This window comes from Micromonospora sp. RTBAU3-60, from assembly GCF_054963695.1.
In genome coordinates this window covers 34,867-59,262 of the sequence record NZ_JBUEGB010000018.1, presented here as the reverse complement: position 1 = coordinate 59,262, position 24,396 = coordinate 34,867, and the positions used below count along the sequence as shown (strand labels likewise).

Annotated in this window: 24 protein-coding genes and 1 tRNA gene; 15 read left to right on the top strand and 10 right to left on the bottom strand. The window is 73.7% G+C overall.

The window, feature by feature from the left end:
* Positions 1-67: 67 nt before the first annotated feature.
* On the top strand, positions 68-1,936 hold the full coding sequence (locus tag ACY34I_RS19445; protein ID WP_462756396.1) for a trypsin-like peptidase domain-containing protein: 1,869 nt from the start codon (positions 68-70) through the stop codon (positions 1,934-1,936).
* Positions 1,937-1,964: 28 nt separating this feature from the next.
* Here the strand turns inward: ACY34I_RS19445 and ACY34I_RS19440 are convergent, their stop codons facing one another.
* Positions 1,965-2,810, bottom strand: coding sequence for a glycosyltransferase family 2 protein (locus tag ACY34I_RS19440; protein ID WP_462756395.1), 846 nt, complete (start codon positions 2,808-2,810; stop codon positions 1,965-1,967).
* 415 nt (positions 2,811-3,225) lie between these two features.
* On the opposite strand from ACY34I_RS19440, the gene ACY34I_RS19435 reads away from it, so the two are divergent.
* The 5 genes from ACY34I_RS19435 to ACY34I_RS19415 are packed head-to-tail and all read left to right on the top strand — an operon-like array spanning position 3,226 to position 9,267.
* The gene (locus ACY34I_RS19435) at positions 3,226-4,683 is read left to right on the top strand and encodes a hypothetical protein (protein WP_462756394.1); all 1,458 of its coding nucleotides are present in this window, start codon (positions 3,226-3,228) and stop codon (positions 4,681-4,683) included.
* Positions 4,680-5,573, top strand: coding sequence for a glycosyltransferase family 2 protein (locus ACY34I_RS19430; protein ID WP_462756393.1), 894 nt, complete (start codon positions 4,680-4,682; stop codon positions 5,571-5,573). The genes ACY34I_RS19435 and ACY34I_RS19430 overlap by 4 nt, the downstream gene beginning before the upstream one ends.
* Positions 5,554-6,948, top strand: a complete 1,395-nt coding sequence (locus ACY34I_RS19425; RefSeq protein WP_462756392.1) for a lipopolysaccharide biosynthesis protein — start codon at positions 5,554-5,556, stop codon at positions 6,946-6,948. The genes ACY34I_RS19430 and ACY34I_RS19425 overlap by 20 nt, the downstream gene beginning before the upstream one ends.
* Complete coding sequence (locus ACY34I_RS19420; RefSeq protein WP_462756391.1) at positions 6,938-8,116, top strand: polysaccharide pyruvyl transferase family protein; 1,179 nt, start codon at positions 6,938-6,940, stop codon at positions 8,114-8,116. The genes ACY34I_RS19425 and ACY34I_RS19420 overlap by 11 nt, the downstream gene beginning before the upstream one ends.
* Positions 8,113-9,267 carry an endo-1,4-beta-xylanase gene (locus ACY34I_RS19415; RefSeq protein ID WP_462756390.1) on the top strand — a complete coding sequence of 385 codons (1,155 nt, stop codon included), beginning with the start codon at positions 8,113-8,115 and terminating at the stop codon, positions 9,265-9,267. The genes ACY34I_RS19420 and ACY34I_RS19415 overlap by 4 nt, the downstream gene beginning before the upstream one ends.
* Positions 9,268-9,297: 30 nt before the next feature.
* Here the strand turns inward: ACY34I_RS19415 and ACY34I_RS19410 are convergent, their stop codons facing one another.
* Positions 9,298-10,374, bottom strand: a complete 1,077-nt coding sequence (locus ACY34I_RS19410) for an LCP family protein (protein WP_462756389.1) — start codon at positions 10,372-10,374, stop codon at positions 9,298-9,300.
* A gap of 125 nt (positions 10,375-10,499) precedes the next feature.
* Here ACY34I_RS19410 and ACY34I_RS19405 point away from each other — a divergent pair, with 125 nt between their 5' ends.
* A complete protein-coding gene (locus tag ACY34I_RS19405; RefSeq protein ID WP_462756388.1) occupies positions 10,500-11,333 on the top strand; it encodes a class I SAM-dependent methyltransferase in 834 nt (277 codons plus the stop codon).
* A 35-nt stretch (positions 11,334-11,368) separates the two neighbouring features.
* Here the strand turns inward: ACY34I_RS19405 and ACY34I_RS19400 are convergent, their stop codons facing one another.
* From ACY34I_RS19400 to bcp, 3 genes are all read right to left on the bottom strand, one after another.
* Entirely contained in the window at positions 11,369-11,905 is a 537-nt protein-coding gene (locus tag ACY34I_RS19400) for an N-acetyltransferase family protein (protein WP_462756387.1), read from the bottom strand.
* A 65-nt stretch (positions 11,906-11,970) separates the two neighbouring features.
* Positions 11,971-12,056 (bottom strand) — tRNA-Leu (locus tag ACY34I_RS19395).
* A gap of 72 nt (positions 12,057-12,128) precedes the next feature.
* Positions 12,129-12,599 (bottom strand): thioredoxin-dependent thiol peroxidase, encoded by a 471-nt coding sequence (gene bcp / locus ACY34I_RS19390; protein ID WP_462756386.1) that lies wholly within the window; start codon positions 12,597-12,599, stop codon positions 12,129-12,131.
* 142 nt (positions 12,600-12,741) lie between these two features.
* Between bcp and ACY34I_RS19385 the strand changes: the two genes are divergently transcribed.
* Genes ACY34I_RS19385 through ACY34I_RS19370 form a run of 4 tightly spaced genes read left to right on the top strand, consistent with a single transcriptional unit; the run spans position 12,742 to position 15,461 of the window.
* Positions 12,742-13,461, top strand: a complete 720-nt coding sequence (locus ACY34I_RS19385; protein WP_462756385.1) for an energy-coupling factor ABC transporter permease — start codon at positions 12,742-12,744, stop codon at positions 13,459-13,461.
* Entirely contained in the window at positions 13,458-13,904 is a 447-nt protein-coding gene (locus tag ACY34I_RS19380; RefSeq protein ID WP_462756384.1) for a PDGLE domain-containing protein, read from the top strand. Before ACY34I_RS19385 ends, ACY34I_RS19380 begins: the two co-directional genes overlap by 4 nt.
* 13 nt (positions 13,905-13,917) lie before the next feature.
* Entirely contained in the window at positions 13,918-14,688 is a 771-nt protein-coding gene (cbiQ, locus tag ACY34I_RS19375) for a cobalt ECF transporter T component CbiQ (RefSeq protein WP_462756383.1), read from the top strand.
* The gene (locus tag ACY34I_RS19370) at positions 14,685-15,461 is read left to right on the top strand and encodes an energy-coupling factor ABC transporter ATP-binding protein (protein WP_462756382.1); all 777 of its coding nucleotides are present in this window, start codon (positions 14,685-14,687) and stop codon (positions 15,459-15,461) included. Before cbiQ ends, ACY34I_RS19370 begins: the two co-directional genes overlap by 4 nt.
* Before the next feature lie 113 nt (positions 15,462-15,574).
* Here the strand turns inward: ACY34I_RS19370 and ACY34I_RS19365 are convergent, their stop codons facing one another.
* From ACY34I_RS19365 to ACY34I_RS19350, 4 genes are read right to left on the bottom strand one after another with little or no spacing between them, the layout of a single operon-like run.
* Complete coding sequence (locus tag ACY34I_RS19365) at positions 15,575-16,687, bottom strand: hypothetical protein (RefSeq protein ID WP_462756381.1); 1,113 nt, start codon at positions 16,685-16,687, stop codon at positions 15,575-15,577.
* Positions 16,684-17,400, bottom strand: coding sequence for a DsbA family protein (locus ACY34I_RS19360; protein WP_462756380.1), 717 nt, complete (start codon positions 17,398-17,400; stop codon positions 16,684-16,686). The genes ACY34I_RS19365 and ACY34I_RS19360 overlap by 4 nt, the downstream gene beginning before the upstream one ends.
* A complete protein-coding gene (locus ACY34I_RS19355) occupies positions 17,393-17,917 on the bottom strand; it encodes a MauE/DoxX family redox-associated membrane protein (protein ID WP_462756379.1) in 525 nt (174 codons plus the stop codon). The genes ACY34I_RS19360 and ACY34I_RS19355 overlap by 8 nt, the downstream gene beginning before the upstream one ends.
* Before the next feature lie 32 nt (positions 17,918-17,949).
* Positions 17,950-18,537 (bottom strand): sigma-70 family RNA polymerase sigma factor, encoded by a 588-nt coding sequence (locus ACY34I_RS19350; protein WP_462756378.1) that lies wholly within the window; start codon positions 18,535-18,537, stop codon positions 17,950-17,952.
* 108 nt (positions 18,538-18,645) lie between these two features.
* Between ACY34I_RS19350 and ACY34I_RS19345 the strand changes: the two genes are divergently transcribed.
* From ACY34I_RS19345 to ACY34I_RS19330, 4 genes are all read left to right on the top strand, one after another.
* The gene (locus ACY34I_RS19345; RefSeq protein ID WP_462756377.1) at positions 18,646-19,290 is read left to right on the top strand and encodes a zf-HC2 domain-containing protein; all 645 of its coding nucleotides are present in this window, start codon (positions 18,646-18,648) and stop codon (positions 19,288-19,290) included.
* A 44-nt stretch (positions 19,291-19,334) separates the two neighbouring features.
* Entirely contained in the window at positions 19,335-21,050 is a 1,716-nt protein-coding gene (locus ACY34I_RS19340; protein ID WP_462756376.1) for a copper resistance CopC/CopD family protein, read from the top strand.
* A 14-nt stretch (positions 21,051-21,064) separates the two neighbouring features.
* On the top strand, positions 21,065-21,805 hold the full coding sequence (locus ACY34I_RS19335) for a YcnI family copper-binding membrane protein (RefSeq protein ID WP_462756375.1): 741 nt from the start codon (positions 21,065-21,067) through the stop codon (positions 21,803-21,805).
* Positions 21,806-21,955: 150 nt separating this feature from the next.
* Complete coding sequence (locus ACY34I_RS19330) at positions 21,956-22,942, top strand: hypothetical protein (protein ID WP_462756374.1); 987 nt, start codon at positions 21,956-21,958, stop codon at positions 22,940-22,942.
* Between the two features lie 150 nt (positions 22,943-23,092).
* Here the strand turns inward: ACY34I_RS19330 and ACY34I_RS19325 are convergent, their stop codons facing one another.
* On the bottom strand, positions 23,093-24,352 hold the full coding sequence (locus tag ACY34I_RS19325; protein WP_462756373.1) for a glycosyltransferase 87 family protein: 1,260 nt from the start codon (positions 24,350-24,352) through the stop codon (positions 23,093-23,095).
* Positions 24,353-24,396 lie beyond the last annotated feature (44 nt).

The window sequence follows — 24,396 nt, the reverse complement described above, 5'->3', positions numbered from 1 at the left end:
CCGGAGGACGAGAGCGCGGGCGGGCTCTCTGTACTATCCGCACGGCGAGTGAACAGAGGAGTTGGGCATGCAGCCGGTTGGTCCGTACAGGTTCACCGAGGCGCTCGGCGTCTGCCAGGTGGGTACGGCGTGGTGGGCCGTCGACGGACAGGACCGGCTGGTGACGGTGGCCGTGCTCGAGGGTGCCGCGGCCGCCGACCAGCCCTGGCGGCAGGCGTTCGTCAACGCGGCCAACGCGATGGCCCAGGCCCCGGGCGGGCAGCGCTACGTCAACGCCGACTTCGCCGCCGCGCGGCCCTGGGCGGCGTACGCGTCGGAGGAAGGGATGGGCGCGCAACGCCTGTTCCAGACCCTCGGCATGGAGTTGCAGCCGGCCGAGTCGGAGGCGGAGGTGCTGATCCCGGCCACCGGCACCGTCACCCAACCGCCGCAGCCCGTCTCCGGGGCCCCGGTCTCCGGCACGCCCACCCCGACGTCCGGCGCTCCGCTGCCGTGGGCGATGCACGCCACCGCGGTGCCGCAGCAGCCGGTCGAGGCCGCGCCGATCTCGCCGGCCCGGCCCGTGCTGCCGACCGAGGCGCCGCCGGCCGACCCGTTCGCCGACCCGGCCCGCCGCATCCAGCCCTCGCCCGCGCCGACGCGGTCACGGGGACTGCGGGCGGCGCTCGTCGCCGGGCTCGTCGTCCTGGTGGCCGCCGCCGGCACCGGCGCCCTGCTGTGGGCGAACTCGGGCGAGGAGTCGTCCCCGAACCGGTCGGACCCGGGCACCGGGTTCGCCACGACGCCCGCGACGGCGTCGGCCAGCGCGCCCGGACTCAAGCCCTGGGCCCAGGCGGCGCCGTACAGCCCGGAGGAGCGGGCGCTGGCGATCGCCGCGCCGTCCCTGGTGTTCGTCGAGGCGAGCTTCACCGGCTTCCTCCGCAACGCCAAGACCGGCGCTCCGATCAGCCCGACCCCCGTCACCTTCAAGCGGCGCTGCTCCGGCTTCGTGGTGAACGCCGACGGCACGGTGCTCACCAACGGCCAGTGCGTACGGCCGACCGACGACTCGGCCCGCGAGCGGGCCCTCTACACGCTGGGCCGGATCCTCGTCGACCAGAAGCGACTCGCCCCCACCGGTCTCGACGGTTACGTCCGGTCCAAGCTGGCCGTCACCCGGTTCACCGGCACCGACCCCGCCGCACCCTTCACCAGCCAGGTGTCGGCGCAGTTCAACGTTGCCCGGGGCGACCTGGCCACCAGCCCGGCGATTCCCGGCGAGGTGGTGCGGGTGCTGGAACCCGACGCCGGCAACCTCGCCGTCGTCAAGCTGCCCCAGGCGAAGCTGCCCGCTGTCGAACTGGCCACCGCGGCCCCGCCCGGTCCGGGCACCGTGCTGCTGGTGCTGGGCTACCAGACCACCGACACCGCCTTCCGTGGCGCCCGGTTCACCCTTGACTCCAAGGTGGTCCAGGTGACCGGCACCGGCAACCAGGGCAGCGTCGCCGTCCAGCGGGTCAACGACGACCTCGGGATCTACTCACACGGCGGCATCGCCGTGGACACCGCCGGCCGGGTCGTCGGCGTGCTCGACAGCGACCGTGCCGCCGACGGCGGGGCGAACCGGGCCCTGGTGCCGGTCTCCACCGTCACCGGGCTGCTCACCGAGGCGGGGGTCGACAACACCCTCTCGGCCACCGACAAGCTCTACCGCAGCGGCCTCGACGCCTGGTTCAGCGGGCGGACCGCCACCGCGGTCTCCCACCTGGACGCGGTCGCCGACGCCCAGCCGACGAACCTGCTCGCGCAGGCGTACCGGCAGAGCGCCGCCGACCGGGACCGGCTCGAGGCCGACGAGCCGAGCCCCTCCGCGCTGCCGGCCGTCATCTTCGCCGCGCTGGGCGGGGCGCTGGTGGTCGGGCTGCTCGCCCTGCTCCTGCGGCGTCGGCAGCGCTGACCGCCCCCGGCGGCGGGCTGCGGGACCGTCACCGGGTGGAGTTGTCCCGGCCCCAGCCGTCGCGTGGATGGCGGCGGGCCCGCAGCGCCGCAACCAGGGTCAGCGTGACGTAGATCGCCGCCGCCGGGGCCAACCACGGCCGAGGCAGCACCACGTCTCGCAACCACGACGAGCGGGCGGACGAGCGGACCCCGGTGTGGGTGGCGCGCAGCATCGTGTTGCCGGCCCGGACCCGGGCCAGGGTGCGGACCAGGTGCGGGGTGCGACGGGGCGCCTGCACGTACGACGTCGCGGCCGTCACCTCACACTTCTCCGTCGAGGAGAAGAGCGAGTCGAGGAACAGGTCGTCGGCGATCTCCCCGGGAAAGGCGTCGAAGCGGGCCCGTCCCGCCGCGGACACCCCCACCGTGCCGCGACCGAACAACGCGTCGCCGAAGATGGGCAGCCGGGTGTTCACCGCGTAGTAGGCCCGCACCGGCAGGGATCGCCCACCGGTGACCATCTCCCGGCGCGGCGTCACGGCGAGCGGCGCCGGCCCGTCGACGCTGAGCGCCTCGGCCATCCGGCGCAACGCGCCCGGGCTCAGCACCACGTCCGCGTCCAGATAGAACCGCGGGAATCCCCGCGCGACCGCGTCGCCGGCGTTCAGCGCCCGGGCCTTGCCGGCCTCCGCCAGCTCCACCACCCGCACCCCGGGGCGGGCGGCGGCGACCTCGGCGGTGGCATCGGTGCAGCCGTTGGCGACGACGACGATGTCCAGCTCACCGGGCTCGGCGTCGGCGAGCAGCGCGTCGAGGCAACCACCGATCACGGTCGCCTCGTTGTGCGCGGCGATCACCACGCTGATCGGTCTCGGCTCACTCGGTTCCGGCACGCGTCCACACTTTCGCGAGGGGCGGCCCGGGTGGGATCCGATCCGTCGGTCGCGGCGGACCCGGGCCGTGAACGGCTGCCAGCTTGCCGGACCGGTCGCGCTGGCCGCAAGGCGTGTGACGTATCGGGCAGAGAGCGCGCCAAGCGGGAAAGTCGGATCAGCCGGATCGGTCGGAAGTGCCTGCTGAAAGCCCAGCTCGGCGGCCGGAGATGCGGTCTGGGCCACACTGTGCGGGGCATCGCGGTGCCGTACCCCGCTGATATCGTCCTTCTGTTTTCCGGGCCCGAACACCAACCAGACACCATGGACGGTGGTCAGGTGCCTACCGCCGCCGCCACGGCGTGGTCGTGGGCCCGACACCGACCGGGCCGACGACGGATCGACCGCACCGGCGGTCGGGTCGTGGCGACAGACCATGGGAGACACACGCCCGATGGAGACGCTGACCCACCCGGCCCGGGATCCGGCACCGGCCACCCTGCCGCCGGGCACTTTGGCGTCCCGGATCGAGCGCCTCGCCCGCCTCGCCGTCATCGGGGCCCTGGCGCTGATCGCGGTCAAACCCCTGTTCGACCTCGGTGAGTCGAAGGCGGGCGACAGCGTCGACCTCGGCGTCGTCACCACGGTCGTGGGTGCCCTGCTGATGCTGGCCGCGCTCGCCGCGGCAGTGCTCGCGGGTCGCCGGCTGCCCGCCCGTGCCCTGCTGTTCATGCTGGTGGCGCTCGTCGCCATGCTCGTCATGTCCGGCATCGCCTACCTGGCTGCCCCGGCCCGCGCGGACCTGCTCGCCCTCTTCGACGTCCGCCGCTACTCGATCTACGGGCCCCACCTGGAGCCCACCTCGGCCATCCCGGCCGAAGCGCTGCGGCTGATCGTCGGGTTCGCCCCGCTGGCCCTGCTCGGCCTGATGCTGCTGCGGCGGGACTGGCTCCCGCAGCGCTGGCTGACCCTGGTCGCCGGGGTGGTGGTGGCCGGGGCGGTCGTGCACTGCGTACTGGCCTGGCTGCAGGTGGCCGGGGTGATCCCGTACTCCTTCTACTTCGAGCTGCCGGGGCAGAAGATCGGCCGGGCGTCCGGCGGCTACTACCACCCGATGTCGCTCGGGCGGCTGCTCATGTTCGCGGTGTTCATGATCTACGTCCTGGGCCCGCGACTGCGTACCGCGTTGCGGTACGCCCTGATCGCACTCTTCGTCGCCACCGGGATCGTGTCGCTGCACCGCTTCACCATCGTGTGCCTGGCCGTCATCGTGGCGGCGTTCGAGGCGAGGCGGCTCCGCGGGTGGCGGGCCGGCGCGGCACGCCGGCGACTGCCCCTGGCGGTCGTCGGGGGAGCGGCCGTCGTCGTCGGGCTGGCCGGGGCGTTGAGCAGCGCCACCATCTGGAACAAGGCCCGGGTGACCCTCACCGAGGTGGGGTCGCTGGACGTCCGCTCCGACACCTTCATGCACGGCCGGGGCGCCATCTGGAACGACGTGGCCGAGATCCTCCACCGCTCCCCGTTCGACGTGTGGCTGTTCGGCTTCGGCTACGAGCCGTGGGACATGCACAACGACTGGCTGCGGGTCCTCGTCGTCTGGGGCGTGGTCGGGGTGGGCCTGACCCTCGCCGTCCTGGTGGGCCTCTACCGGCTGGTCGGGGCCCGGATCAGCCGGGCCGGCCGGCTGCCCCTGGTCGTGCTGTTCGCCACCCTGGTCCTGTTCGGGCTGACCCAGAAGCCGCTGGCCTACCCGTACTTCCTCTGGCTCTTCGTCTTCGGCCTGCTGCTGATCCTCAGCGTCGACCAGGAGACCGGCGAGACGGCGGCGGAGCACCGCCCCACCGCGCAGCACGGCGCCGACGTCGGCCCGGTGACGGAGGAGGCAGGCCGATGAGCTCCTGGTCCTCGACGTCGCTGCGGGACCACGGTGAGGAGCTCCCCGGCCGCAGCCTTACCCGCCCGCTCGGTCGGCAGCTGGCCGAGCCGGTCTACACACCGCGGGTGGTGCCCACCTTCTCGGTCTGCATCGTCGTCCGGGACCGCGCCGTCCTGCTGGTCAACGCGGTGCGGTCCGTGCTCGCGAACAACTTCCCCGACTTCGAGGTCGTCGTCGTCGACGACGGCTCCCAGGTGCCGGTCACGCAGGTGATGGACGAGGCGATGCTCTCCTCCGACGCCCGGGTCAGAGTGGTCGCCCAGCCACCCACCGGCATCGCCCAGGCCCGCAACCTCGCCCTGCGCACCTCGACCGGCCGGTACGTCACCGTGCTCGACTCCGACGACGAGCTGTCCGTGGACGCGCTCGCCCGGCTGCACCACCTGATCACCACCACCGGGGCGAGCTGGGTCTACACCGACTATCGCGAGGTCAGCGGGGGGCGGGCCCAGGTCATCCGACTGCCCGAGTACGCCACACCGGGCCGCATGCTGCTGGGCGTGCTGACCCGGCCCCGGCTTCCGTTCAAGCACTCGGGCACCACCATCGATCGGCGGGTGCTGGACCACATCGGCGGATACGACGAGAGCTTCCGGCTCTTCGAGGACATCGAGCTGGTGCTGCGCGCGCTGCGGGCCGGGGTTCACCCGCGCCGGTTGGCGCACCCGGTCGTGCAGTTCCGCCGCCACGACGGCAACGTCACCCGGGGCCGGCTGGGCGGGCTGGGGTTCTGGTTCCGCCTCGTCGACATGTACCGGCCGTCGCGGGTGCCCGGGAGCGGCCTGGGCATCAAGGCCCTGCGTACGCTGAGCGAAGCGGGGAAGTGGCTTGTCACCCTCGGCCGTTGAGCTGCGTACCGGCGACCCGGCCCGGCCCCGACGGGCCCGCAACCGGCTGGTCACCATGCTCGTGCACCTCGGCATGCTGGGGCTCAGCCAGGTCGGGGTGACGATCGCCGCGTTCGGCACGCAGATCCTGCTGGCTCGCAGCCTCTCCCAGGCCGCCTTCGGCACGTTCACAACCGCGCTGGCGCTGATCTCGCTGACCGCCCCGCTGGCCGTGTTCGGCGTCTCCGAACTCTGGTTGCAGCAGTTCGGGCAGCAGGGCACCGGGGCGTACCGCTGGGTGCGCCCCGCCCTGCGCGCGGTCGCCGGCTGCTGCGCCCTGATCGTCGCGGCGGTGCTGCTGTGGGGTGTCGTCGCGCTGCCCGACTCGCGGACGGCGACCGTCCGCGTCCTGCTGGCCGCCGTCGTGCTCGCCCAGGCCGCGCTGGGGCTGGTCGCCTCGGTGCAGCAGTTGCGGGGCGACTATCGGGGGCTCTCCGCGCTGCAACTCGCGCCGCACCTGGGCCGCGTGGCGGTGGTGCTCGGGGTGTGGGCGTTCGGCCTCGGCGTGGTCGCCGCGGCGGCCGGCTACGCCGCCGTCGCCCTGCTGACCGTGCTGGCCAGCCTGCTGGTGATGCGCCCGTTCGTCCGCGGCACGATGCCGCTGGACGGCCATCCCCGGCCCGCCGGCCCGGCCCCGGCGGCCCAGCCGGTCGCGGTACGCGGCGTGCTCGGCGCCGCCCTGCCCTTCGTCCTGGGCAACGTCTTCTACCTGCTCGGCATGTACCTCGGCACGGTGGTGGCCGGCGAGTTCCTCAGCCCCGAGGCGGCCGCCCTGCTGTCCGTGCCGATGTCCGTCCTGGCCGCCGTCTACCTGGTGCCCCGGGTCGTCTACCAGCAGTACTTCCTCGCCAAGCTGCACCGCTGGGCCGGCTCCGACCGAGACGCCATCCTGCTGGCCTACCGCTACGGTGGGGCCGGCATGGTCGTGCTCGGGGCGGCCGTCGCGGCGGTGGTGGCGGTCGCCGCCGGCCCGGTGCTGCCCCTCCTGCTCGGCCCGGAGTACGCCGACTCGGCGGACGTCCTCGCCGTACTGGCGCTGGCCATCCCGTTCCGGTTCGGTGGCGCGGCCGTGGCGTCCCTGCTCACCAGCGGCGGCCTGCTCCGCCGCAAGGTCGCATACCAGGGCGCCGGTGCGGCGGTCTACCTGGCCGCCCTGGCGGTCGCCACGCCGCTGTGGGGCATCATGGGTGCGGCGACCGCCACCGTCGTCGCCGAGGTCGCGCTCTGCTGCCTGTTCTGGGTCGCGGTGCGCCGGCGGGTGGTCCGAGACGCGGCTCTACCGTCCTGGCGGGACGTCCGGCGGCGCCTGACAAGGGAGGGTTCCCGTGCGTCCTGAACCGGCGCCCGCCGCCCGGCGTCCCCTGGTCGTCGGCTACTACGGCATGGACAACGTCGGCGACAACGCCTTCTGCGTGGTCCTGGACTGGGCGATGCGGGTCTACTGGGGAGCCCGAGAGCCCATCTTCGCCGCGCCGCCGCTGGTGGATCTGCCCGAGGACCGCACCGGGATGGACCCCCGCTGGTACGCCCGGTCCGGCGTGACCGGCCGGGCCGGCACCCTGCTCAACAAGGCCGCCCTGCTCCGGCACTCCTCGATGGTGGTCTTCGGCGGCGGTTCGGTGTTCCGAGAGATGGGCCCGCTCAGCGAGAAGAAGCTCTTCTCGCTCTTCTCCCGGGTGTCCGGCCACCCGATGGCGGCCGTCGGCGTCTCCGTCGGGCCGTTCCTCTCGTCGGCCGCCGAGCGGCGGCTGCTCGAGGTGCTGCGCCGGATCGACTTCATCGGCGTCCGCGACCTCGCCTCCGCGGAACTGCTGCGCGGCGCCGACTACCCGGGCCGGCTCGTGCCCGCTGGGGACCTCGCCGGCCTGCTGCCCGAGGCGCTCGGCGAGCCGGTCCCGACCGGCGCCCCCCGCGCCGCCCCGCGCGGCCGGGCCCGGCTCGGGGTGACCCTGCTCGGGGTGGACTACGAGGCCGCCGACGAGGAGTCGCGACTGCGGGAGGACGCCCTGGTCGAGGGCGTACGGGCCCTGGTGCTCAAGGAGCCGGTCGACCTGACGGTGTTCGTGTTCAACACCCATCCGGTGCACGGCGACGAACGGGTCAGCCAGCGGCTGCGGGCCGCCGTGGACGGGCTCTGCGACGTGCGGACGGTGACCGCCCGGGACGGCGTACGGGCGTGCTGGGACGAGATGAAGCGGTGCGACCTGGGCCTGCACATGCGGCTGCACGGCGCCGTCTTCGCCTACCTGGCCGGCGTGCCGTTCACCCTGGTGCCGTACCAGAAGAAGTGCGACGACTTCCTGGACGAGATCGCCCAGCCGGCGGCGCGGCGACTCGCGCGGGTGCCCCGGGACCCGGCGGAGGTGTCCCGGATACTGGCCGCCATGCTCACCGACGACGCGGTGCCAGGCCTGGCCCGGGCGGACTTCGCCGACCGGGCCCGGCTGAACTTCACCCGGGCGCCGTGGGCGCTCGACGCCGCCGCGGACCCGTCGACGCGGTGACGGAGGCTCCTCGCCGCCCCGGCCGGCCGATCCTGATCCTCGCGGCGACCCTGGTGGTCAGCGCCGTCCTGCTGGCGGCCCTGGTGGTCGTCACCGCCAGCGGGCACGAGCGCTCCGCCGGCCCGTCCGCCGCCAGCTCCCCGACGCCGTCGGCCGCGCCAACCCCAGAACGCGACAAGTTGCGCGACCTCATGCCGCCCGGGGTCCGGATCGGCACGGCCATCGACGGCCGGGCCCTGAACCTCGACCCCGCGTATCGGGACGTGCTGGCGTCCGAGTTCGACACGGTGACGGCCGAGAACGCGATGAAGTGGCGCAACCTGGAGCCGTCGGAGGGCGTGTACACCTGGGTCGGCGCCGACCAACTCGTCGACCTCGCCCAGCGCAACCGGCAGTCCGTGTACGGCCACACCCTGGTCTGGCACACCGACGTGCCGCAGTGGGTCTCGCCGGACTGGTCGCCGGAACGGCTCCGCGCGGTGCTGCGGGCGCACATCACCGCCGTGGTCTCCCGATATCGGGACCGGGTGTGGGCCTGGGACGTGGTCAACGAGGTGCTGGCGGAGGACGGCACCCTGCGGGACACCCTGTGGTTACGCAAGCTCGGCCCCGGCTACATCGCGGACGCCTTCCGGTGGGCGCACGGTGCCGACCCCGGCGCGCGCCTGTTCATCAACGACTACGGCGTTGAGGGCCGGACCCGCAAGGCCGACGCCCTGCTGAAGCTGGTCCGGGACCTACGCGCCCAAGGGGTGCCGGTCGACGGGGTGGGCTTCCAGAGCCACCTGGAGTGGAACCGGCCGCCCAAGGACTTCGCCGGCAACCTGCAGCGCTTCGCCGCGCTGGGCGTCTCCGTCGCCGTCACCGAACTCGACGTCCGGATCAAGCTGCCGGCCAGCCCGGAGAAGCTGCGCCAGCAGGCCACCGTCTACCGTGACGTGCTGGCGGCCTGCCTGTCCGTATCCACCTGTGTGTCGCTCACCGTCTGGGGCTTCACCGACGCTCGCAGTTGGATACCTGGCTACCACCGCGGCTATGGCGCGGCGTGCCTGTTGGACGCCCAGTTCCGGCCGAAGCCTGCGCACCAGGCCATGATCGAGCTGCTCGGCACGCGTCGGCCCCGCGGCCTCCCGGCATCCCCTGGCGGCTGACCGCCGGGGGACACCAGCCGGCCGTTACGGTCACTGCCGCGCGCTGCCCACGATCTCCTTGACGGCGTCGCGCCGCACCGCGTCGTAGAACGACTGCGCCTTCGCGGTGTCCGGGAACACGACGCTCTCGCTGCCGACCCGGCCGGTGCCCTTCGTCGGGCTGGTGAAGAAGAACAGGTTGCCGCCGCGCAGGTTGCGCAGGTCGGTGGCCATGTCCAGCAGCGACATCCCCTTGTCCACCGACACCGCCGACGACGACGCCCGGACGAAGTCGTTGAGCTTGCCCGGGTTGGTGAGGATGCCTCCGGAGGCGGCCTTGTCGAGGATCGCCCGGATCACCTGCTGCTGGTGCCGGATCCGGGCGAAGTCGCCGTCCGGGAACTGCTTGCGCTGCCGCGAGTAGTCGAGGGCGGTCTCCCCGTCCATGTGCTGCGGGCCCTTGGCGAACTTCCGGAACGGCGGGTGGATCGAGGTGAACGTCCGTTCGGAGTCGATCTCGACGCCCCCGATGGCGTCGATGATGTCCCTGAACCCGGCGAAGTCGATGATCGCCACGTGGTCGATCCGTACGCGGGTGAACTGCTCGACGGTCTGCACCATCAGCGGCACCCCGCCCCAGGCGTACGCGGCGTTGATCTTCGCGTCGCGGTCGCCGTGCTTGCCGTCCTTCGACCGCGGCACGTGCACCCAGGTGTCCCGCGGAATAGCGATCAGCTCCGCGCTCTTCCGGTCCTTCGGCAGGTGGGCGATGATGATCGTGTCCGACCGGGAGCCCTGGGTGCTGTCCGGGTCCCGCGAGTCGCTGCCCAGGACCAGGATGTTCATCGCGCCCTTGGCGGCGACCGGCGGCCGGGCCTCCTGCGGCACCCCCTCGAAGGCGTCGACCCGCTCGACCTGCGAATCCACGGAACGCAGGTAGAAGGCGCCCGCCCCGACGCCGCCCAGGCCCAGCAACGCCACCACCAGCAGCGTGATCAGCGCGATCCGTCGGCCCCGTCGCCGGCGCCGCGGCGGCACCGGATCCCTCTCCGAGCCCTCGTGTTCCACTTCGGACGACTGGGCGGGCTCGTCCGGCGCGGCGACGGCAAGCTGCTGCTGATCTGACATGTGGGCGATGCTACTGAGTCACGTTCCGGCGCGCGGGCCCCTCCTACGACCGGCCACCCACCGGCCATCCGGACGGCGACAAACTTTCCTCGCCAGTCGTCCCCCAACCTGGTACAACCGCACAGGTGGACGCAACGAAGCTCCGTCGGGCCATCGCCCGCACCCGGCTGGCGCCGGTCGCCGCCTTTCCGACCCGCCTGGCCAAGGTCGCCAAGCACGACGCCAAGGTGCTGCGCACCTCCGCCCGCTGGCTGCTCACCTCCCGGGAGCATCACAACTACACATACGACCTGACCACGCTCAGCCGGCACCACCTCGCCTGGTTCGTCAGCGTGGTGTGCGACGTCCCCGTCGGGCAGGTGCGCGCCTGGTTCGCCGAGCTGGAAGGCGACGACAAGCTGCGCGGGCACATCGAGACCGCCACCGCCACCGCATCCCGGCGTGGCCTGGCCGACCGGCACGTCCGCTACGCCCGCCGGATCGGCTGGTACGCCATGGTCCGCGCCCGCAAACCCGCCCACGTCGTGGAGACCGGCGTGGACAAGGGCCTCGGCAGCTGCGTCCTGGCCGCCGCCCTGCTCCGCAACGCCGCCGAAGGACACCCCGGCCGGCTCACCTCGCTCGACATCAACCCCGAGGCCGGCTACCTCGCCCGGGCCACACCCTGGGCCGAGGTGGTCGACCTCGTCATCGGCGACTCCATCGCCTCCATCAACGCGCTGGACCGGCCGGTCGACCTCTTCCTGCACGACAGCGACCACAGCCGGGTGCACGAGCAGCGCGAGTTCGAGACGATCGAGGCGAAACTCGCACCCGGCGCGATGCTGCTCACCGACAACGCCACGGCCACCAACGTCCTGGCCCAGCACGCCGAACGCACCGGCCGGCGCTTCCTCGCGTACCGGGAGACCCCGGCCCGGCACTGGTACCCGGGCGACGGGATCGGCGTCGCCTGGTGACCCGGCCGCCCGCCCGGGCAGCCGGTCCGGCGCCGTCAGGCCGCCGCGGTGCCGGCGTCCAGGTCGAGCCACATGAAGACCTCGTCCCGGTCGTCGCCGGGGCCAAGGCGCAGCGCGGCGGGCAGCCGCCCCACCTCCCGGTAGCCGAGCCGGCCGTAGAACGCGCCTAGGCCGAGGCCGTCCCGGAGCGTCACGTGCAGCGCCGTCAGGCCCAGTTCCCGGCCGATCCGCTCGGCCTCGCGCATCAGCGCGGCACCGTACCCCCGGCCCTGCGTGTCGGGGTGCACCATCACCCGCTTGAGCACCCGCCAGTGCGTCTTCAGGTGGAACCGGTTGTCGGAGATGATCAGGATGCCGACGAGGCGGTCCCCCTCGTAGCCCGCCAGCAGCCGGTCCGGTCCGTCGACCAGACCCGCGAAGGTCTCCTCGGCGAGGGGACGGACCTCGGCCGTGGCCACCGGGGCGACGAAGCCCACCGCGCCGCCGGCGTTGGTGACGTCCACCCAGAGGGCGACGATCTGCTCGCACAGCTCGGGGGTGAGATCGGGGTCGAGGACGAAGCGCAGGTTCACGCCCGCCATCCTGCGCCGAATGGCGCGGCGTGAACCCACCTTCGTGACCTTCACGACACCGCTGCTGGTGCGGGAGGGGGGTTTCGAACCCCCACGTCCTCTCGGACACAGGCTCCTAAGGCCTGCGCGTCTGCCGTTCCGCCACTCCCGCCGACCCGATGAGTCTAGAGCGTCGCGCTGAGACGGTGTGCAGTCCCGCCCGCCGGCGGCTGGGTCCGAAGCCTCAGTCCAGGCCGAGGTCCCGGCGGAGCTTGGCGACGTGCCCGGTGGCCTTGACGTTGTAGAGCGCCCGCTCGATCTTCCCGTCCTCGTCGACGACGAAGGTCGAGCGGATCACCCCGGTCACGGTCTTCCCGTAGAGCTGCTTCTCGCCGTACGCGCCGTACGCGGTGAGCACGGCCCTGTCGGTGTCGGCGACCAGCGGGAAGGTGATGGCGTCCCGGTCGCGGAACTTGGCCAGCTTCTCCGGCTTGTCGGGGGAGATGCCCACCACCTCGTAGCCGGCGGCCTGGAGTGAGGCAAGCGAGTCGCGGAAGTCGCAGGCCTGCTTGGTGCAGCCGGGCGTCATGGCGGCCGGGTACGCGTACAGGATGACCTTGCGGCCGCGCAGGTCGGCCAGGGAGAGGGTCCCGCCGCTGTCGGTGGGGAGGGTGAATTCGGGGGCGGGGTCACCGGGGCTGAGGCGGTCGGTCATGGCGGAGACGATACCGCCGCGCGGCCGTACGGGGGCGGTGGCGACGCGCGGCGGAGTGATGATCACCATGGCTTGTTGCAAGGGATTGGCAACAACGATCGGCTGCCAATAAGCTCACCGGTGTCGGCATGGAGGAGGTCGAGTGGACACACTGGCGATGCACATCTCGAACGGGATCATCGACGGTCCCGTTGCCGCGATCTTCGCGGCGGTCGCGCTCGCCGTGCTCACCCTTTGCGTGTTGCGCGGGCGCCGTGACCTCGATGACCGGCTCGCCCCGATGGCGGGCCTGGTGGCCGCGTTCATCTTCGCCGTGCAGATGCTCAACTTCCCGATCTTCACCGCCGGGGTCAGTGGCCACCTGCTCGGTGGCGCCCTCGCCGCGCTGCTGGTCGGCCCGTGGGTCGGAGCGCTCTGCGTGGCCGTGGTCCTGGTCGTGCAGGCCCTGGTCTTCGGCGACGGCGGGGTGGCCATGCTCGGCCTCAACATCACCAACATGGCGATCCTCGGCACCGCCGCCGCGTACCTGCTGATCGCGCTGCTGCTGCGGGTGCTGCCGCGTACCCCGGCGGGTCTCGGCGTCACCGCCTTCGTCTCCGCGCTGGTCAGCGTGGTGGTCGCCAGCCAGGGCTTCGTCCTGCAGTACTGGCTGGGCGGCACCGCCGACCTGGGCGGCAACCTCGCCGGACTGGCCGGCACGATGGCCGGCGTCCACCTGCTGATCGGGATCGGCGAGGGCCTGATCACCGCGACCACCGTGGTCACCGTCGCGAAGGTCCGTCCCGACCTGGTGTACGCGCTGCGCGCCCGCAAGCCGGCCGTGCCGGCTCCCGCCGTCCCGGCCACCGGAGGTGTCCGATGAGCAAGCGTCCCTGGCCTTTCGTCCTCGGCGGTCTGCTGGTCGCCCTGCTGCTCGCCGGCGTGGTCAGCAACTACGCCTCGTCGCACCCGGACGGGCTCGACTCGTCGCTGCTGAAGGGCTGCACGGTGAACGCCGAGGACGAGATCACCGGCGGGAGCTGCCCGGCCCAGCGGGCCAAGGACCACGAGTTGGCGGACAGCCCGTTGGCCGACTACGGCGTCCGCGGGGTCGGCAACGGGTTCCTGTCGACCGGGCTCTCCGGCGTGATCGGCGTGCTGCTCACCTTCGCCCTGGGCGGCGGCCTGTTCTGGCTGGCCCGCCGCCGCGGCACCGCGACGGCCGGCAACCCGGCCGCCCCGGCGGGCGGCACCGCGACCGGCCCGGCGGACGGCTCGTCCGAGCCGGCCGGCGACCGGGACGCCCGCGCGGCCGGCACCCGCTGAGGGACGCGCCGTCATGGGTGCCGGGCACGTCCACGTGCTCTACCGCGAGTCCGCCTCACCGGTGCACCGCCTCGCGCCGGAGGTGAAGATCGCCGCGATGGTGCTCTTCACCGTCGCGGTGGTCGCCACGCCCCGCGAGGCGTACTGGGCCTTCGGCGCGTACGCCCTGCTGGTTGTCGCCGTGGCGGCGCTGGCCCGGGTGGGCCCGCGCTGGCTGCTCAGCCGGGCGCTGATCGAGCTGCCGTTCGTGCTCTTCGCGTTCGCGCTGCCGTTCTTCGGCACCGGGGAGCGGGTCGAGGTGGCCGGGCTGAGCCTGTCGGTGGACGGGCTGCACGGCGCGTGGAACATCCTGGCCAAGGGCACCCTCGGCGTGCTCGCGTCGCTCCTGCTGGCGGCGACCACGACGACGCGGGACCTGATCGTCGGCCTGGACCGGCTGCGCTGTCCGCAGATTCTCACCCAGATCGCCACGTTCATGCTGCGCTACCTGGACGTGCTGGTGGGCGAGGCCCGGCGGATGCGGGTGGCCCGGGTGTCCCGGGGCGACGACCCGCGGTTCCTCTGGCAGCTCCGGGGTTTCGCCGCCGGGGTGGGTGCGCTCTTCCTGCGTGCCTTCGAGCGCGGCGAGCGGGTCTACCTGGCGATGGTGTCCCGCGGCTACACGGGGCGGATGCCGGCGGTGTGGCAGGGCGCGGGGGCGGCCACCGCCGGGCAGTGGGCGGTCGCCGCGACGGTGCCGCTGGCCGCGGCCACCATCGCCGCCGTCGCGGTCGTCCTGAGATGATCGGGTCCGTGCAGACACCTCCCTCCCTGGACGTACGCGGCGTCCGGTACGCCTACCCGGACGGTCACGTCGCGCTGCACGGGGTGGACCTGACCGTGCCGCGCGGGGACCGGGTGGCCCTGCTCGGGCCGAACGGGGCCGGCAAGACCACCCTGGTGCTGCACCTCAACGGCATCCTCACTCCGACGGACGGGACGGTCAGCGTCGGCGGCCTGACGGTCGGCCGGGACCGGGCCACCCTCGCCGAGATCCGCCGCCGGGTGGGCATCGTCTTCCAGGACCCGGACGACCAGCTCTTCCTGCCCACCGTGGCCGAGGATGTCGCGTTCGGGCCGGCCAACCTGGGGTTGCGCGGGGCGGAACTGGCCGCCCGGGTGGACGAGGCCCTGGCTGCGGTGGGGATGAGCGAGCACCGAAACCGCGCCCCGCACCACCTCTCCTTCGGGCAGCGCCGCCGGGTGGCGGTGGCCACCGTGCTCGCCATGCACCCGGAGATCCTGGTCCTCGACGAGCCGTCGTCCAACCTCGACCCGGCGGCCCGGCGGGAGCTGGCGGAGATCCTGCGTGCCCTGCCGGTGACCCTGCTCATGGTCACCCACGACCTGCCGTACGCGGCGGAACTCTGCGACCGTTCGGTGATCCTGGACGCCGGCCGGATCGTGGCCGACGCCCCCACGGTCGACCTGCTGACCGACAAGCCCCTCCTGGCGAAGCACCGCCTGGAACTCCCGTACGGCTTCAACCCCCGCACCGCTCCCCGCCACCTGTCCTGACCACCCCCACCAGGGCGCCCAAGATCCGTAGAAACACGGCAAGGTGCCCCTGCTGGCGCGGATGGCCACTCTTTCCGTGACTGAGTGCCGACGCCGGGGCGGGCGGGCGTGAGTCAGTGACGTGCGGGCGCGGCGGCGGTGGGGCGTGGGTGGCGGGGTGCCTGCCGCGCGGCGCGGGAGGCGGCGTGCAGGCGCAGCAGGCCGGCGGCGACCGCACCGGCCCCGGTGGCCAGGATCAGCGTCACCAGCACCCGGGCCAGGCCCGCCGGCCAGAGCACCGGCACCACCGAGCGGGACAGCACGGCCAGGTTCGCCACTCCGGCGAAGAGCGCCAGGCACGCCCCGGCCAGGGCGAGCGTGAAGTCGGCGGCCTCCCGGCGGGCCAGCGCGTACCCGCCGGCGGCGAGCGCGCCGAGCCCGGTGAGTAGCGGCCAGGTCTGTCCGCTGACCAGCCCGAGCAGCACCCCGCCGGCGCCCTCGGCCCCGGCGTCGAGCGCCCGGCCGACATTGAGCGCCACGGTGGCCAGCCCGCCCAGGGCGAGCAGCGCGCCCACCCCGCGCAGCGCGCGCCCACCGGCCGCCGAGCCGCCCGGGACCAGCCCGGCCGCGCCGACCAGCAGGAAGCCGAGCGTGGCGGCCGCCCACCACGGGTACGGGTCGGGCGGCGGCACCCAGTCCAGGGTGCCGCGTACCTCGATCGGCTCGCCGCCGGCGCGCACCGGCACCACCCAGTCGCGGACCCGCTGCTCCCGGGTGGGGTCGGCGGTGACCTGCGGCGGCAGGTCCGACTCCAGCCAGAGCGTCCGCTGGTCGTGCCAGCGGGCCGACGGCCCGTCGGAGACCCGCCGCCAGGCCGGTGCCGCCGCCGGGTCGGCCTGCGGGGGGAGCTGGGTGTCGCCGGTGATGGTCCGGTTCAGGTAGGTGGCGGGGGAGCGGGTGTTCTCGTACACCCCGCCCGGCCCGATGCGCAGGTACGGCTCGCCGGAGTAGCCGAGCACCTCGACGTCCGGCCCGGTGCGGTTGGTCAGCTCCAGCCGGGCCCCCGCCTCGACCATGCGGGCGGTGAGCCCGGGCCGGGCGGGGCTGAGCGAGGTCACCTCGGCCCGGTAGTCGGTGCCGGCGGGGGCGTCCGCCCCGTGCGCGGCGGCCGGGGCGGCGAGGGCGAGGAGGGCGGCGAGCGCGGCGGTGACCACCACCCCCGCCCGGCGCAGCGGTACGCTGCTCACTTGCCGGCCGCCGCCACCGCCGCCTTGATCCCCTCGGGGCTGCGGTCCGTGAGCTCCTTGCCGTTGACCTTGATGGTCGGGGTGCCGGTGACGCCGGACTTGGCGGCGTCGTCCGTGACGTGTGCGGTCCACGTCTTGTACGTGCCGTCCCGGACGCAGGAGCTCATCGCGTCCCGGTTCACCCCGACGCTCGCGCCGATGTCGATCAGCTCGTTGTCGCTCAGCCCGGCGCTGTTCTCCGGCGGCTGCTTGGCGAAGAGCGCGTCGGTGAACTCCTTGAACCGCGCGCCCTGGGCGGCGCAGCCGGAGGCGGCCGCGGAGCGGGTCGAGTACTGGGTGCTGGAGAAGCGGTTCAGGAAGGCGACCGGGTGGTAGACCACCCGCACCTTGTTCTCGTTGATCAGCTGGGTGATGGTCGGCCCGCTGGTGTCCTGGAACTGCTTGCAGACCGGGCAGAGGTAGTCCTCGTACAGGTCGATGGTGACCGGGCCCTGGCCGAGGACGATGCCGGTGCCGGTGTGGTTGGCGTTCGGCGGGGAGGTGAAGGACTTCGATTTCTGGCTGGAGTAGACGGTCCAGCCGATCAGCCCGGCGATCACCAGCAGCACCACCGCGGCGATCGACGTGATGATCGTGCGGGTGCGTCGCTTCTCCCGGGCGATCTGCGCGCGGACCACCTGGGCCGCCTTCTTCTGGCCCTTCCGACTACTCATCCTCGCCCTCCTCGGGTGCCGCGCCCGCCAGCCAGCCGTCCACGGAGAACGGGGTGCGGGGCCAGATCAGCAGGAATCCGGCCATGACCAGGAATCCCAGGTCCCGGAGGATCTCCGGGAGGTAGGTCGGGGCCTGGCCGGCGGCGAGCTGGCCGCCGCTGCCGAAGCACCCGCAGTCGATGGCCAGGCCGCGCGCCCAGGCCGAGGCGATGCCGGTGATGAAGACCACCAGCAGGGCCGCGGAGACGCCGGCGGCCAGTCGGGTGGCCAGCCCGACGAGCAGGAGTACGCCCAGCGCCAGCTCCACGAAGGGCAGCGCGGCGCCGATCACGGCGGCCACGTCGTACGGCATGACCTGGTACGCGTTGACGGCGCGGCCGGAGGCGGCCAGGTCGCCGACCTTGGTGGCGCCGGCGAACAACCAGACGGCGGCCAGCCCGAGCCGGACGGCGATGCCGAGCCAGGGTCGGACGGCGGGCCAGCGGATGGCCCGGGTGCTCGGTGCGGTCACGGTCATTGGTCGCCCCGGATCCGAGAAAAGTTCCGCCATCATCCGGCGAGGGCGTCGCCGACGGCGTCGATCAGCTCGCTGCGGGCCCGGGCGACGCGGGACCGGATGGTGCCCACCGGGACCCCCTCCACGGCGGCGGCCTCGGCGTAGGACAGGCCGAGCAGTTGGGTGAGCACGAACGCGCCGCGCCGCTCGGTGGGGAGCCGGCGGACCAGGTCGGTCGCGCCGAGCTGCCCGGCCGGGTCCGGGTACGGCCGCTCGGTGACCGCGTGCGCGGCGAGCCGCTCGTCGAGCCGCCGCTGGCGGACCACGGTGCGCAGGTGGTCGGCGCAGGCCCGCCGGGCGATGCCGAGCAGCCAGGTACGCGCGGTGGACCGTCCCTCGAAGGCGGGCAGCGCCCGGAACGCCCGCAGGTACGTCTCCTGGGTCAGGTCGTCGGCACTGTCCGGGTCGACCAGGGCGGCGGCGAAGCGCCACACCTCGGCCTGGGTGGCCCGGACGAAGGCGGCCTGGGCCACCGGATCGCCGTCGCGGGCGGCCAGCGCCCAGTGCGTCGCCGGATCCGGCGCAGCGTCGAGCCCCGCCGCACGGTGGCCGGCGGAGCTGTCGCGCGGGGCGGGGATCACGACTGACGAGGTTACGCGGCGTACCGGGGTCGGGCAGGGTCCTTCGGCCCTTTCCGTGGTCCCGCCCACGTCGGGAACTTTTCCCCTCGGCTCTCCGACTACCCGCTCATGACATGCGACGACGTGCGCGTGGCGCTCTCGGCCCGGCTGGACGGGGAGGACCCGCAGGCCCCAGCCGCGGCCCTGGCGGCGCACACCGGCTCCTGCTCGGGCTGCCGCTCCTGGCTGGCCCACGCCGAGCGGGTGACCCGGCTCACCCGGTTGCAGGCGGTGGACGTACCCGATCTGACCGCCCCGGTGCTGGCCGCGGTCGCCGCGGACCGGGCGGCGGCGCGCTCCGGCGCCGCGGCCGCCGTACGGGCCCGCCGCCAGGTGCTCCGGGTGGCCGTGGCGGTGGCCGCGGCGGCGCAGTTCGCCATTGCGCTGCCGATCCTGCTGGCCGGGCTGGGGGTCGCGGCGGACCCGCACACCAGCCGGGAGATGGCCTCCTTCGACGCCGCCCTCGCCGTCGGCTTCGCGCTGGCCGCCTGGCGGCCGGAGCGGGCCCGGGCGTTCCTGCCGGTGGCCCTGGTGCTGGCGGTCTGTCTGGCCGGCACCAGCCTGGTGGACATCGCCGCGTCGACCACCGCCGCCGTGCACGAGCTGGGCCACCTGGCCGCCGTGGTGCAGGCCGGCCTGCTCTGGGCGCTGGGCCGGGTCAGCGGCGAGCCGGATCGGCCCCGCTCCACCGCGCTCGCTGCCGGACGCGGATGATCAGGGGTCGCCGATCGCCGGTCGCGTCGGGAAGCATGTTGGTCATGACTGCTGCCGTACGCCGCCGGCCCGTGCCCGCCGCCGACCGCCGCCGGGCCGACCGACGGGCCGCCGCCGAACGCCACTGGGCCGCCCGGCTGGGGACCGTCGCCGGCCTGCTGGTCACCCTGGTCGCCCTTCTCCTCGCCCCGGCCACCCCGGCCAGCGCCCACGCGGTGCTGGTGAGCACCAGCCCGACCGCCTCCGCCGTGGTGCCGAACGCGCCGGCCGAGGTGGTGCTGACCTTCAGCGAGGGGGTCCGGAAGGTCCCCGGCAAGATCCGGGTGATCGCCCCCGACGGTTCCCGGGCTGACCGGGGCGAGCCGACGTTCAAGGACGCGGTGGTGACCATCCCGGTGGACCCGTCCGGGGCGCGCGGCACCTACCTGGTCAGCTACCGGGTGATCTCCGCCGACAGCCACCCGGTCTCCGGCGCCTTCACCTACTCGGTGGGCGCCCCGTCGACCCCGCCGACCGACACCGGTACGGACAGCCGCGCCAATCCGGTGGTGGAGAACGCGGTGAAGGTGGCGAAGTACCTCAGCTACCTGGGTCTCCTGCTGCTGGTCGGCGCGGCGCTGGTGCTGGCCGCGCTGTGGCCGCGTCGGCTGTCCCGGCGCGGGCCGGCCCGGCTGGCCTGGTCGGGGCTGGGCCTGCTGGTGGCCGCCACGTTGGCGGAGCTGTGGTTGCAGGTGCCGTACACGGCCGGCGGGGGCCTGTTCGCCGTGACCGGGTCCGGTCTCGGCGATGTGCTGGGCAGCACGTACGGCACGGCGCACCTGGTCCGGCTCGGCCTGCTCGCCGCGGCGGCGTTCCTGCTGCGGCCGCTCTTCGCCGGGCCGCTCGGCCGGACCGACGGAATCATCCTGGCCGTCCTCGGTGGGGCGGCGGTGTTCACCTGGCCGCTGGCCGGCCACCCGGCCGCCTCGCCGGTGCCGGCGGTCTCGGTGGTGGTGGACGCGGTGCACCTGGGCAGCATGGCCGTCTGGCTGGGCGGCCTGGTGATGCTCGTCGTGTTCCTGCTGCGCCGGGCCGACGAGCGGGAGCTGGAGGCGATCCTGCCGATCTGGTCCCGCTGGGCGGCCGTGGCGGTCGGGGCGCTGCTGCTCGCCGGCACCGTGCAGGGGCTGATCGAGGTGGCCACCCCGAAGGCGCTGCTGGACACCACGTACGGGCAGCTGCTGCTCACCAAGATCGGTCTGTTCGTGCTGGTGATCGCGGTGGCCACGTACTCCCGGTCGCTGGTGCGGCGGCGCACCGCGGCGGGCCGCCCGGGGCTGATGCGGCGCGCGGTGGTGGCCGAGCTGGTGATCACCGCGGTGGTGCTCGGCGTCACGGCCAACCTGGTGCAGACCACGCCGGCCCGCACCGAGGCCGCCAACGTGGCCGGCACGTCCACCGGCTACTTCACCACCACGCTGACCAGCCCGCTCTACTCGCTGCAGGTGGAGCTGGACCCGGCCGAGCGGGGCAACAACTCGATGCACCTGTACGCGTACACCACCGACAACCGACCGCAGCCGGTGAAGGAGTGGAAGGCCACCGCCGCGCTGCCGTCGGCCGGGATCGAGCCGATCGACATCCCGATGCTGCCGCTGACCGACAACCATGCCACCGGTGAGATCAACCTGCCGGCGGCGGGGCAGTGGGAGTTCCGCTTCACCGTCCGCACGTCCGACATCGACCAGGCCACGGTGACCGCCACCGTGCCGATCAAGTAGGAGAGGCTCCGCCCATGTTCCGTCTCCGGCGTCCCGCCGCCGCGGCCACGCTCACCCTCGCCGCTGTCGCCACCGCCGTGCTCGGCCTCGCCGGCCCGGCCTCGGCGCACGTCACGGTCAACCCGAAGGAGGCGACCCAGGGCAGCTACGGCCGCTTCGCCTTCCGGGTGCCGAACGAGAGCGACACGGCCTCGACCACCAAGGTGGAGGTCTTCCTGCCGGAGGACGCGCCGGTCGGCTCGGTCTCCACCATGCCGGTGCCGGGGTGGACGGTGCAGTCGGAGAAGCGCAAGGTGGACCCGCCGATCGAGGTGCACGGCAGCCAGCTCACCGAGGCGGTGGCCAAGCTCACCTTCACCGCGCCGGCGGGCGGCGGGGTCAAGCCGGGCGAGTTCCAGGAGTTCCCGGTGTCGATGGGACCGCTGCCGCAGGTCGACCAGATGGTGTTCAAGGTGATCCAGACCTACTCGGACGGCAACGTGTCCCGCTGGATCGAGGTGCCGACGCCGGGCAAGGAAGAGCCGGAGAACCCGGCCCCGGTGCTCAAGCTGACCGCCGCGTCGCCGTCCGCCTCGCCAGCTGCGGCGAACGCGGCCGCGAACGCCTCGCCGGCCGCGTCGGGCGGTGACGACGACTCCGACGGGGGCGCCGGCACGGCCCTCGGCGTGGCCGGTCTGGTCGCCGGCCTCGCCGGTCTGGTCCTCGGCGGGCTGGCCTTCCTGCGTACCCGTCGGGAGCCCGCGGCGAAGTCCTGACCTGCGCGGTTGCCGCCGGCCCGTCGGATCTTCCGGCGGGCCGGCGCGCTTTCCACGGTCCTCGGGGTGCTTGCCGTGGATATCCGGCGATTGTGCGGTTCCCGTCGGTAAGGTCGGCCGGGTGGTTGGCTACCGAGGGAGAGGACCCGAATGCGGTTCGTGCGAACGATCGCCGGCATGCTGCTGTTGGCCGTGGGAATCCCGGCGCTCCTCGCGGGTGCCGGGCTCTGGACCGTGGCCCGGCACGCGGACCCGGACGGCGGCTTCGGCGCCCGCTTCGAGACGGTCCGCACGTCCGGGCAGGCCGTCGTGGTCACCGACGTGGACGACCTGCTCCGCGCCGAGGCGCCGTTCGTCCGGACCGCGAAGGCCCGCCTGCGGCTGACCGCCCGCACCGCCGACGGGCCGGCCTTCCTCGGCCTGGCCCCGAGCGACCAGGTGGGCCGCTGGCTCGAGGCCGTCCCGCACGCCACCGTCAGCCGGGTCGCGCTGGCCCGCGGCCCGCTGCCGGTCCGCCTCGAGCCCGCCGGCCCGGTCACCGCCACCACCGCCACCACCGTCCCGGCCGGTCAGGGCTTCTGGGTACGCGAGGGGACCGGCGCCCTGGAGTGGAGCCCCGCCGAGCTGGCCGGCCGGTCGCTGAGCCTGGTGGTGATGCGGCCGGACGGGCGCGGAGACCTGGCCCTGGACCTGCGTGCCGAGCTGCGCGCCGGCTGGTTCCCCGGGCTGGCGTGGGCGCTGCTCGCCGGTGGGGTGCTGCTGGTGGTCCTCGCTGTGCTGCTCCTGCTGCGCCCGGTCCGCCCGCGCGAGGTGGTCTTCGTCGTCGAACCCGACCAGGTCCCGGTGCTCGCCGGGCGGCTCGGGGTCAGCTCGCTCAGCGGGCTGGGCGCGCCCGAGGTGGCGGGGGAGCGGCCGGTCTGGCCGGAGCGGCAACTGGTCGCCGTCGGATCGGCGGCCCCCGCCCGGTCCCGGGCCGCGATCGAGCCGGTGCCGAGCCGGCGCGCGGAGACCCTGGCAGATCTGCCGGCCGACCCGAGCTGGGCCTGGCCCACGGCGACCACGCCGCAGACCCCCCGACCGGTGGACGTCCCGCCGCGGGCGGCGGCGTCACCCGGGGACGCGGGGCTGGAGTCCTAGGGTCCGAACGGCGGGTGGCCCTCCGCGCTGCCGACGCGAAGGGCCACCGTCACCGGGGGATCGGTGCTACCTGGGAGAAAACTGAGGTAGTTGTGACCAGATTAGCGCCGAACAGCGCTCGTCGCGACGTCTGTCCATTTGGTGCAACTTTCAGGCTGTGCCGGTCCGGTCCCGATCGGCCGCCCGGCGGGCGGGCAGCGCCGCCAGAAGCACCAGGCTGAGCAGCACGTACGCGTTGCGCGCGACGAACTCGCCGAAGCTGTCGGTACGCGCCGGCGCGACGCCCCAGTCCTGGAACGTCACCACCCCGTAGATGATCACGAAGGCGGTGCCGATCGCCAGGGCGAATCGCCAGCGGCGCCGCCGGACACCCGCCACCGTGTCCCGGTCCGCGTCCAGCCCGGCGTCGACCAGCACCACCACCGCGGGGATGAACCAGTACAGGTGGTGCGTCCAGGTGATCGGGCTGACCAGGCCACCCACCAGGCCGGTCAGCGTGAGCCCGGCCAGCGCGTCCCCGGCCCGGGCGGCGCGGGCGGCCCGCCACAGCCCGTACCCGACCACCACGACTACCAGCAGCAGCCAGGGGAGCTGAGCCGGCTTCTCCGGCGCGGTGATCCGGCTGAGCAGGCCGAACAGCGACTGGTTACCGGTGTAGTCGGTGCGCCCCACCCGATCGGTCGCCCACAGCTCGTGGGTCCAGAACCGCCACGAGTCGCTCGGCGCGAGCGCTGCGGCCAGCAGGGTGGCCAGCGCCGCGGTCCCCGAGGCGAGCGCCGCCGCCCGCCAGCGCCGGGTGGCCAGCAGGTAGAGCACGAAGATGCCGGGGAAGAGCTTGAGCGCCGCCGCCAGCCCCACGCCCACCCCGGCCCAGGGCCGCCCCCCAGGTACGGCGAAGAGCAGGTCGGCCAGGATCAGCACCACCAGCAGCATGTTGATCTGGCCGAAGGTGAGCGTCTCCCGGGTGCTCTCCACCGCGAACACCAGCAGGACGGCCACCGCGAGGGTGAACAGCTTGGGCAGGTCGTGCCGCGCGATGACCGGGAGCACCAGCCAGCGGGTCGTCACCACCACGCCCACCACGGTCAGCACCGTGAAGATCGCCACGGTGGCGCCGAGCGGTAGCAGCGCGAACGGCCGCAGCAGCAGCGCGGCGAACGGCGGGTAGGTGAAGTAGAGCGCCCCCTGCACCCGGTCCGCCTGGACGTAGTCGTAGAGCGGGTGGCCGGCCGCCCACCAGTCCATCGCCCGCATGTAGATCTTCAGGTCGAAGAAGTCGTGGACCGTGCCGGGCAGATAGAGCGCCGGCAGCACCGCCGCGAGCGCCACCACCGTGACGAGCCGACGGGCCGTACGCCCGCCCGGATCGTCGTCGGTGACGGCGGGTGGTGCGACGGGTTCGGCTGGCACGGGGCAAACCCTACTGGTCCACCTCGGCCATGGTGCCGAGGCGC

Coding starts and splice junctions, on each gene's coding strand:
- cbiQ (WP_462756383.1), top strand. CDS start 13,918: ATGGGTGCCGGGCACGTCCACGTGCTCTACCGCGAGTCCGCCTCACCG.
- bcp (WP_462756386.1), bottom strand. CDS start 12,599: ATGACCGACCGCCTCAGCCCCGGTGACCCCGCCCCCGAATTCACCCTC.
- ACY34I_RS19360 (WP_462756380.1), bottom strand. CDS start 17,400: ATGAGTAGTCGGAAGGGCCAGAAGAAGGCGGCCCAGGTGGTCCGCGCG.
- ACY34I_RS19335 (WP_462756375.1), top strand. CDS start 21,065: ATGTTCCGTCTCCGGCGTCCCGCCGCCGCGGCCACGCTCACCCTCGCC.
- ACY34I_RS19410 (WP_462756389.1), bottom strand. CDS start 10,374: ATGTCAGATCAGCAGCAGCTTGCCGTCGCCGCGCCGGACGAGCCCGCC.
- ACY34I_RS19330 (WP_462756374.1), top strand. CDS start 21,956: ATGCGGTTCGTGCGAACGATCGCCGGCATGCTGCTGTTGGCCGTGGGA.
- ACY34I_RS19380 (WP_462756384.1), top strand. CDS start 13,458: ATGAGCAAGCGTCCCTGGCCTTTCGTCCTCGGCGGTCTGCTGGTCGCC.
- ACY34I_RS19430 (WP_462756393.1), top strand. CDS start 4,680: ATGAGCTCCTGGTCCTCGACGTCGCTGCGGGACCACGGTGAGGAGCTC.
- ACY34I_RS19355 (WP_462756379.1), bottom strand. CDS start 17,917: ATGACCGTGACCGCACCGAGCACCCGGGCCATCCGCTGGCCCGCCGTC.
- ACY34I_RS19370 (WP_462756382.1), top strand. CDS start 14,685: ATGATCGGGTCCGTGCAGACACCTCCCTCCCTGGACGTACGCGGCGTC.
- ACY34I_RS19345 (WP_462756377.1), top strand. CDS start 18,646: ATGACATGCGACGACGTGCGCGTGGCGCTCTCGGCCCGGCTGGACGGG.
- ACY34I_RS19445 (WP_462756396.1), top strand. CDS start 68: ATGCAGCCGGTTGGTCCGTACAGGTTCACCGAGGCGCTCGGCGTCTGC.
- ACY34I_RS19435 (WP_462756394.1), top strand. CDS start 3,226: ATGGGAGACACACGCCCGATGGAGACGCTGACCCACCCGGCCCGGGAT.
- ACY34I_RS19340 (WP_462756376.1), top strand. CDS start 19,335: ATGACTGCTGCCGTACGCCGCCGGCCCGTGCCCGCCGCCGACCGCCGC.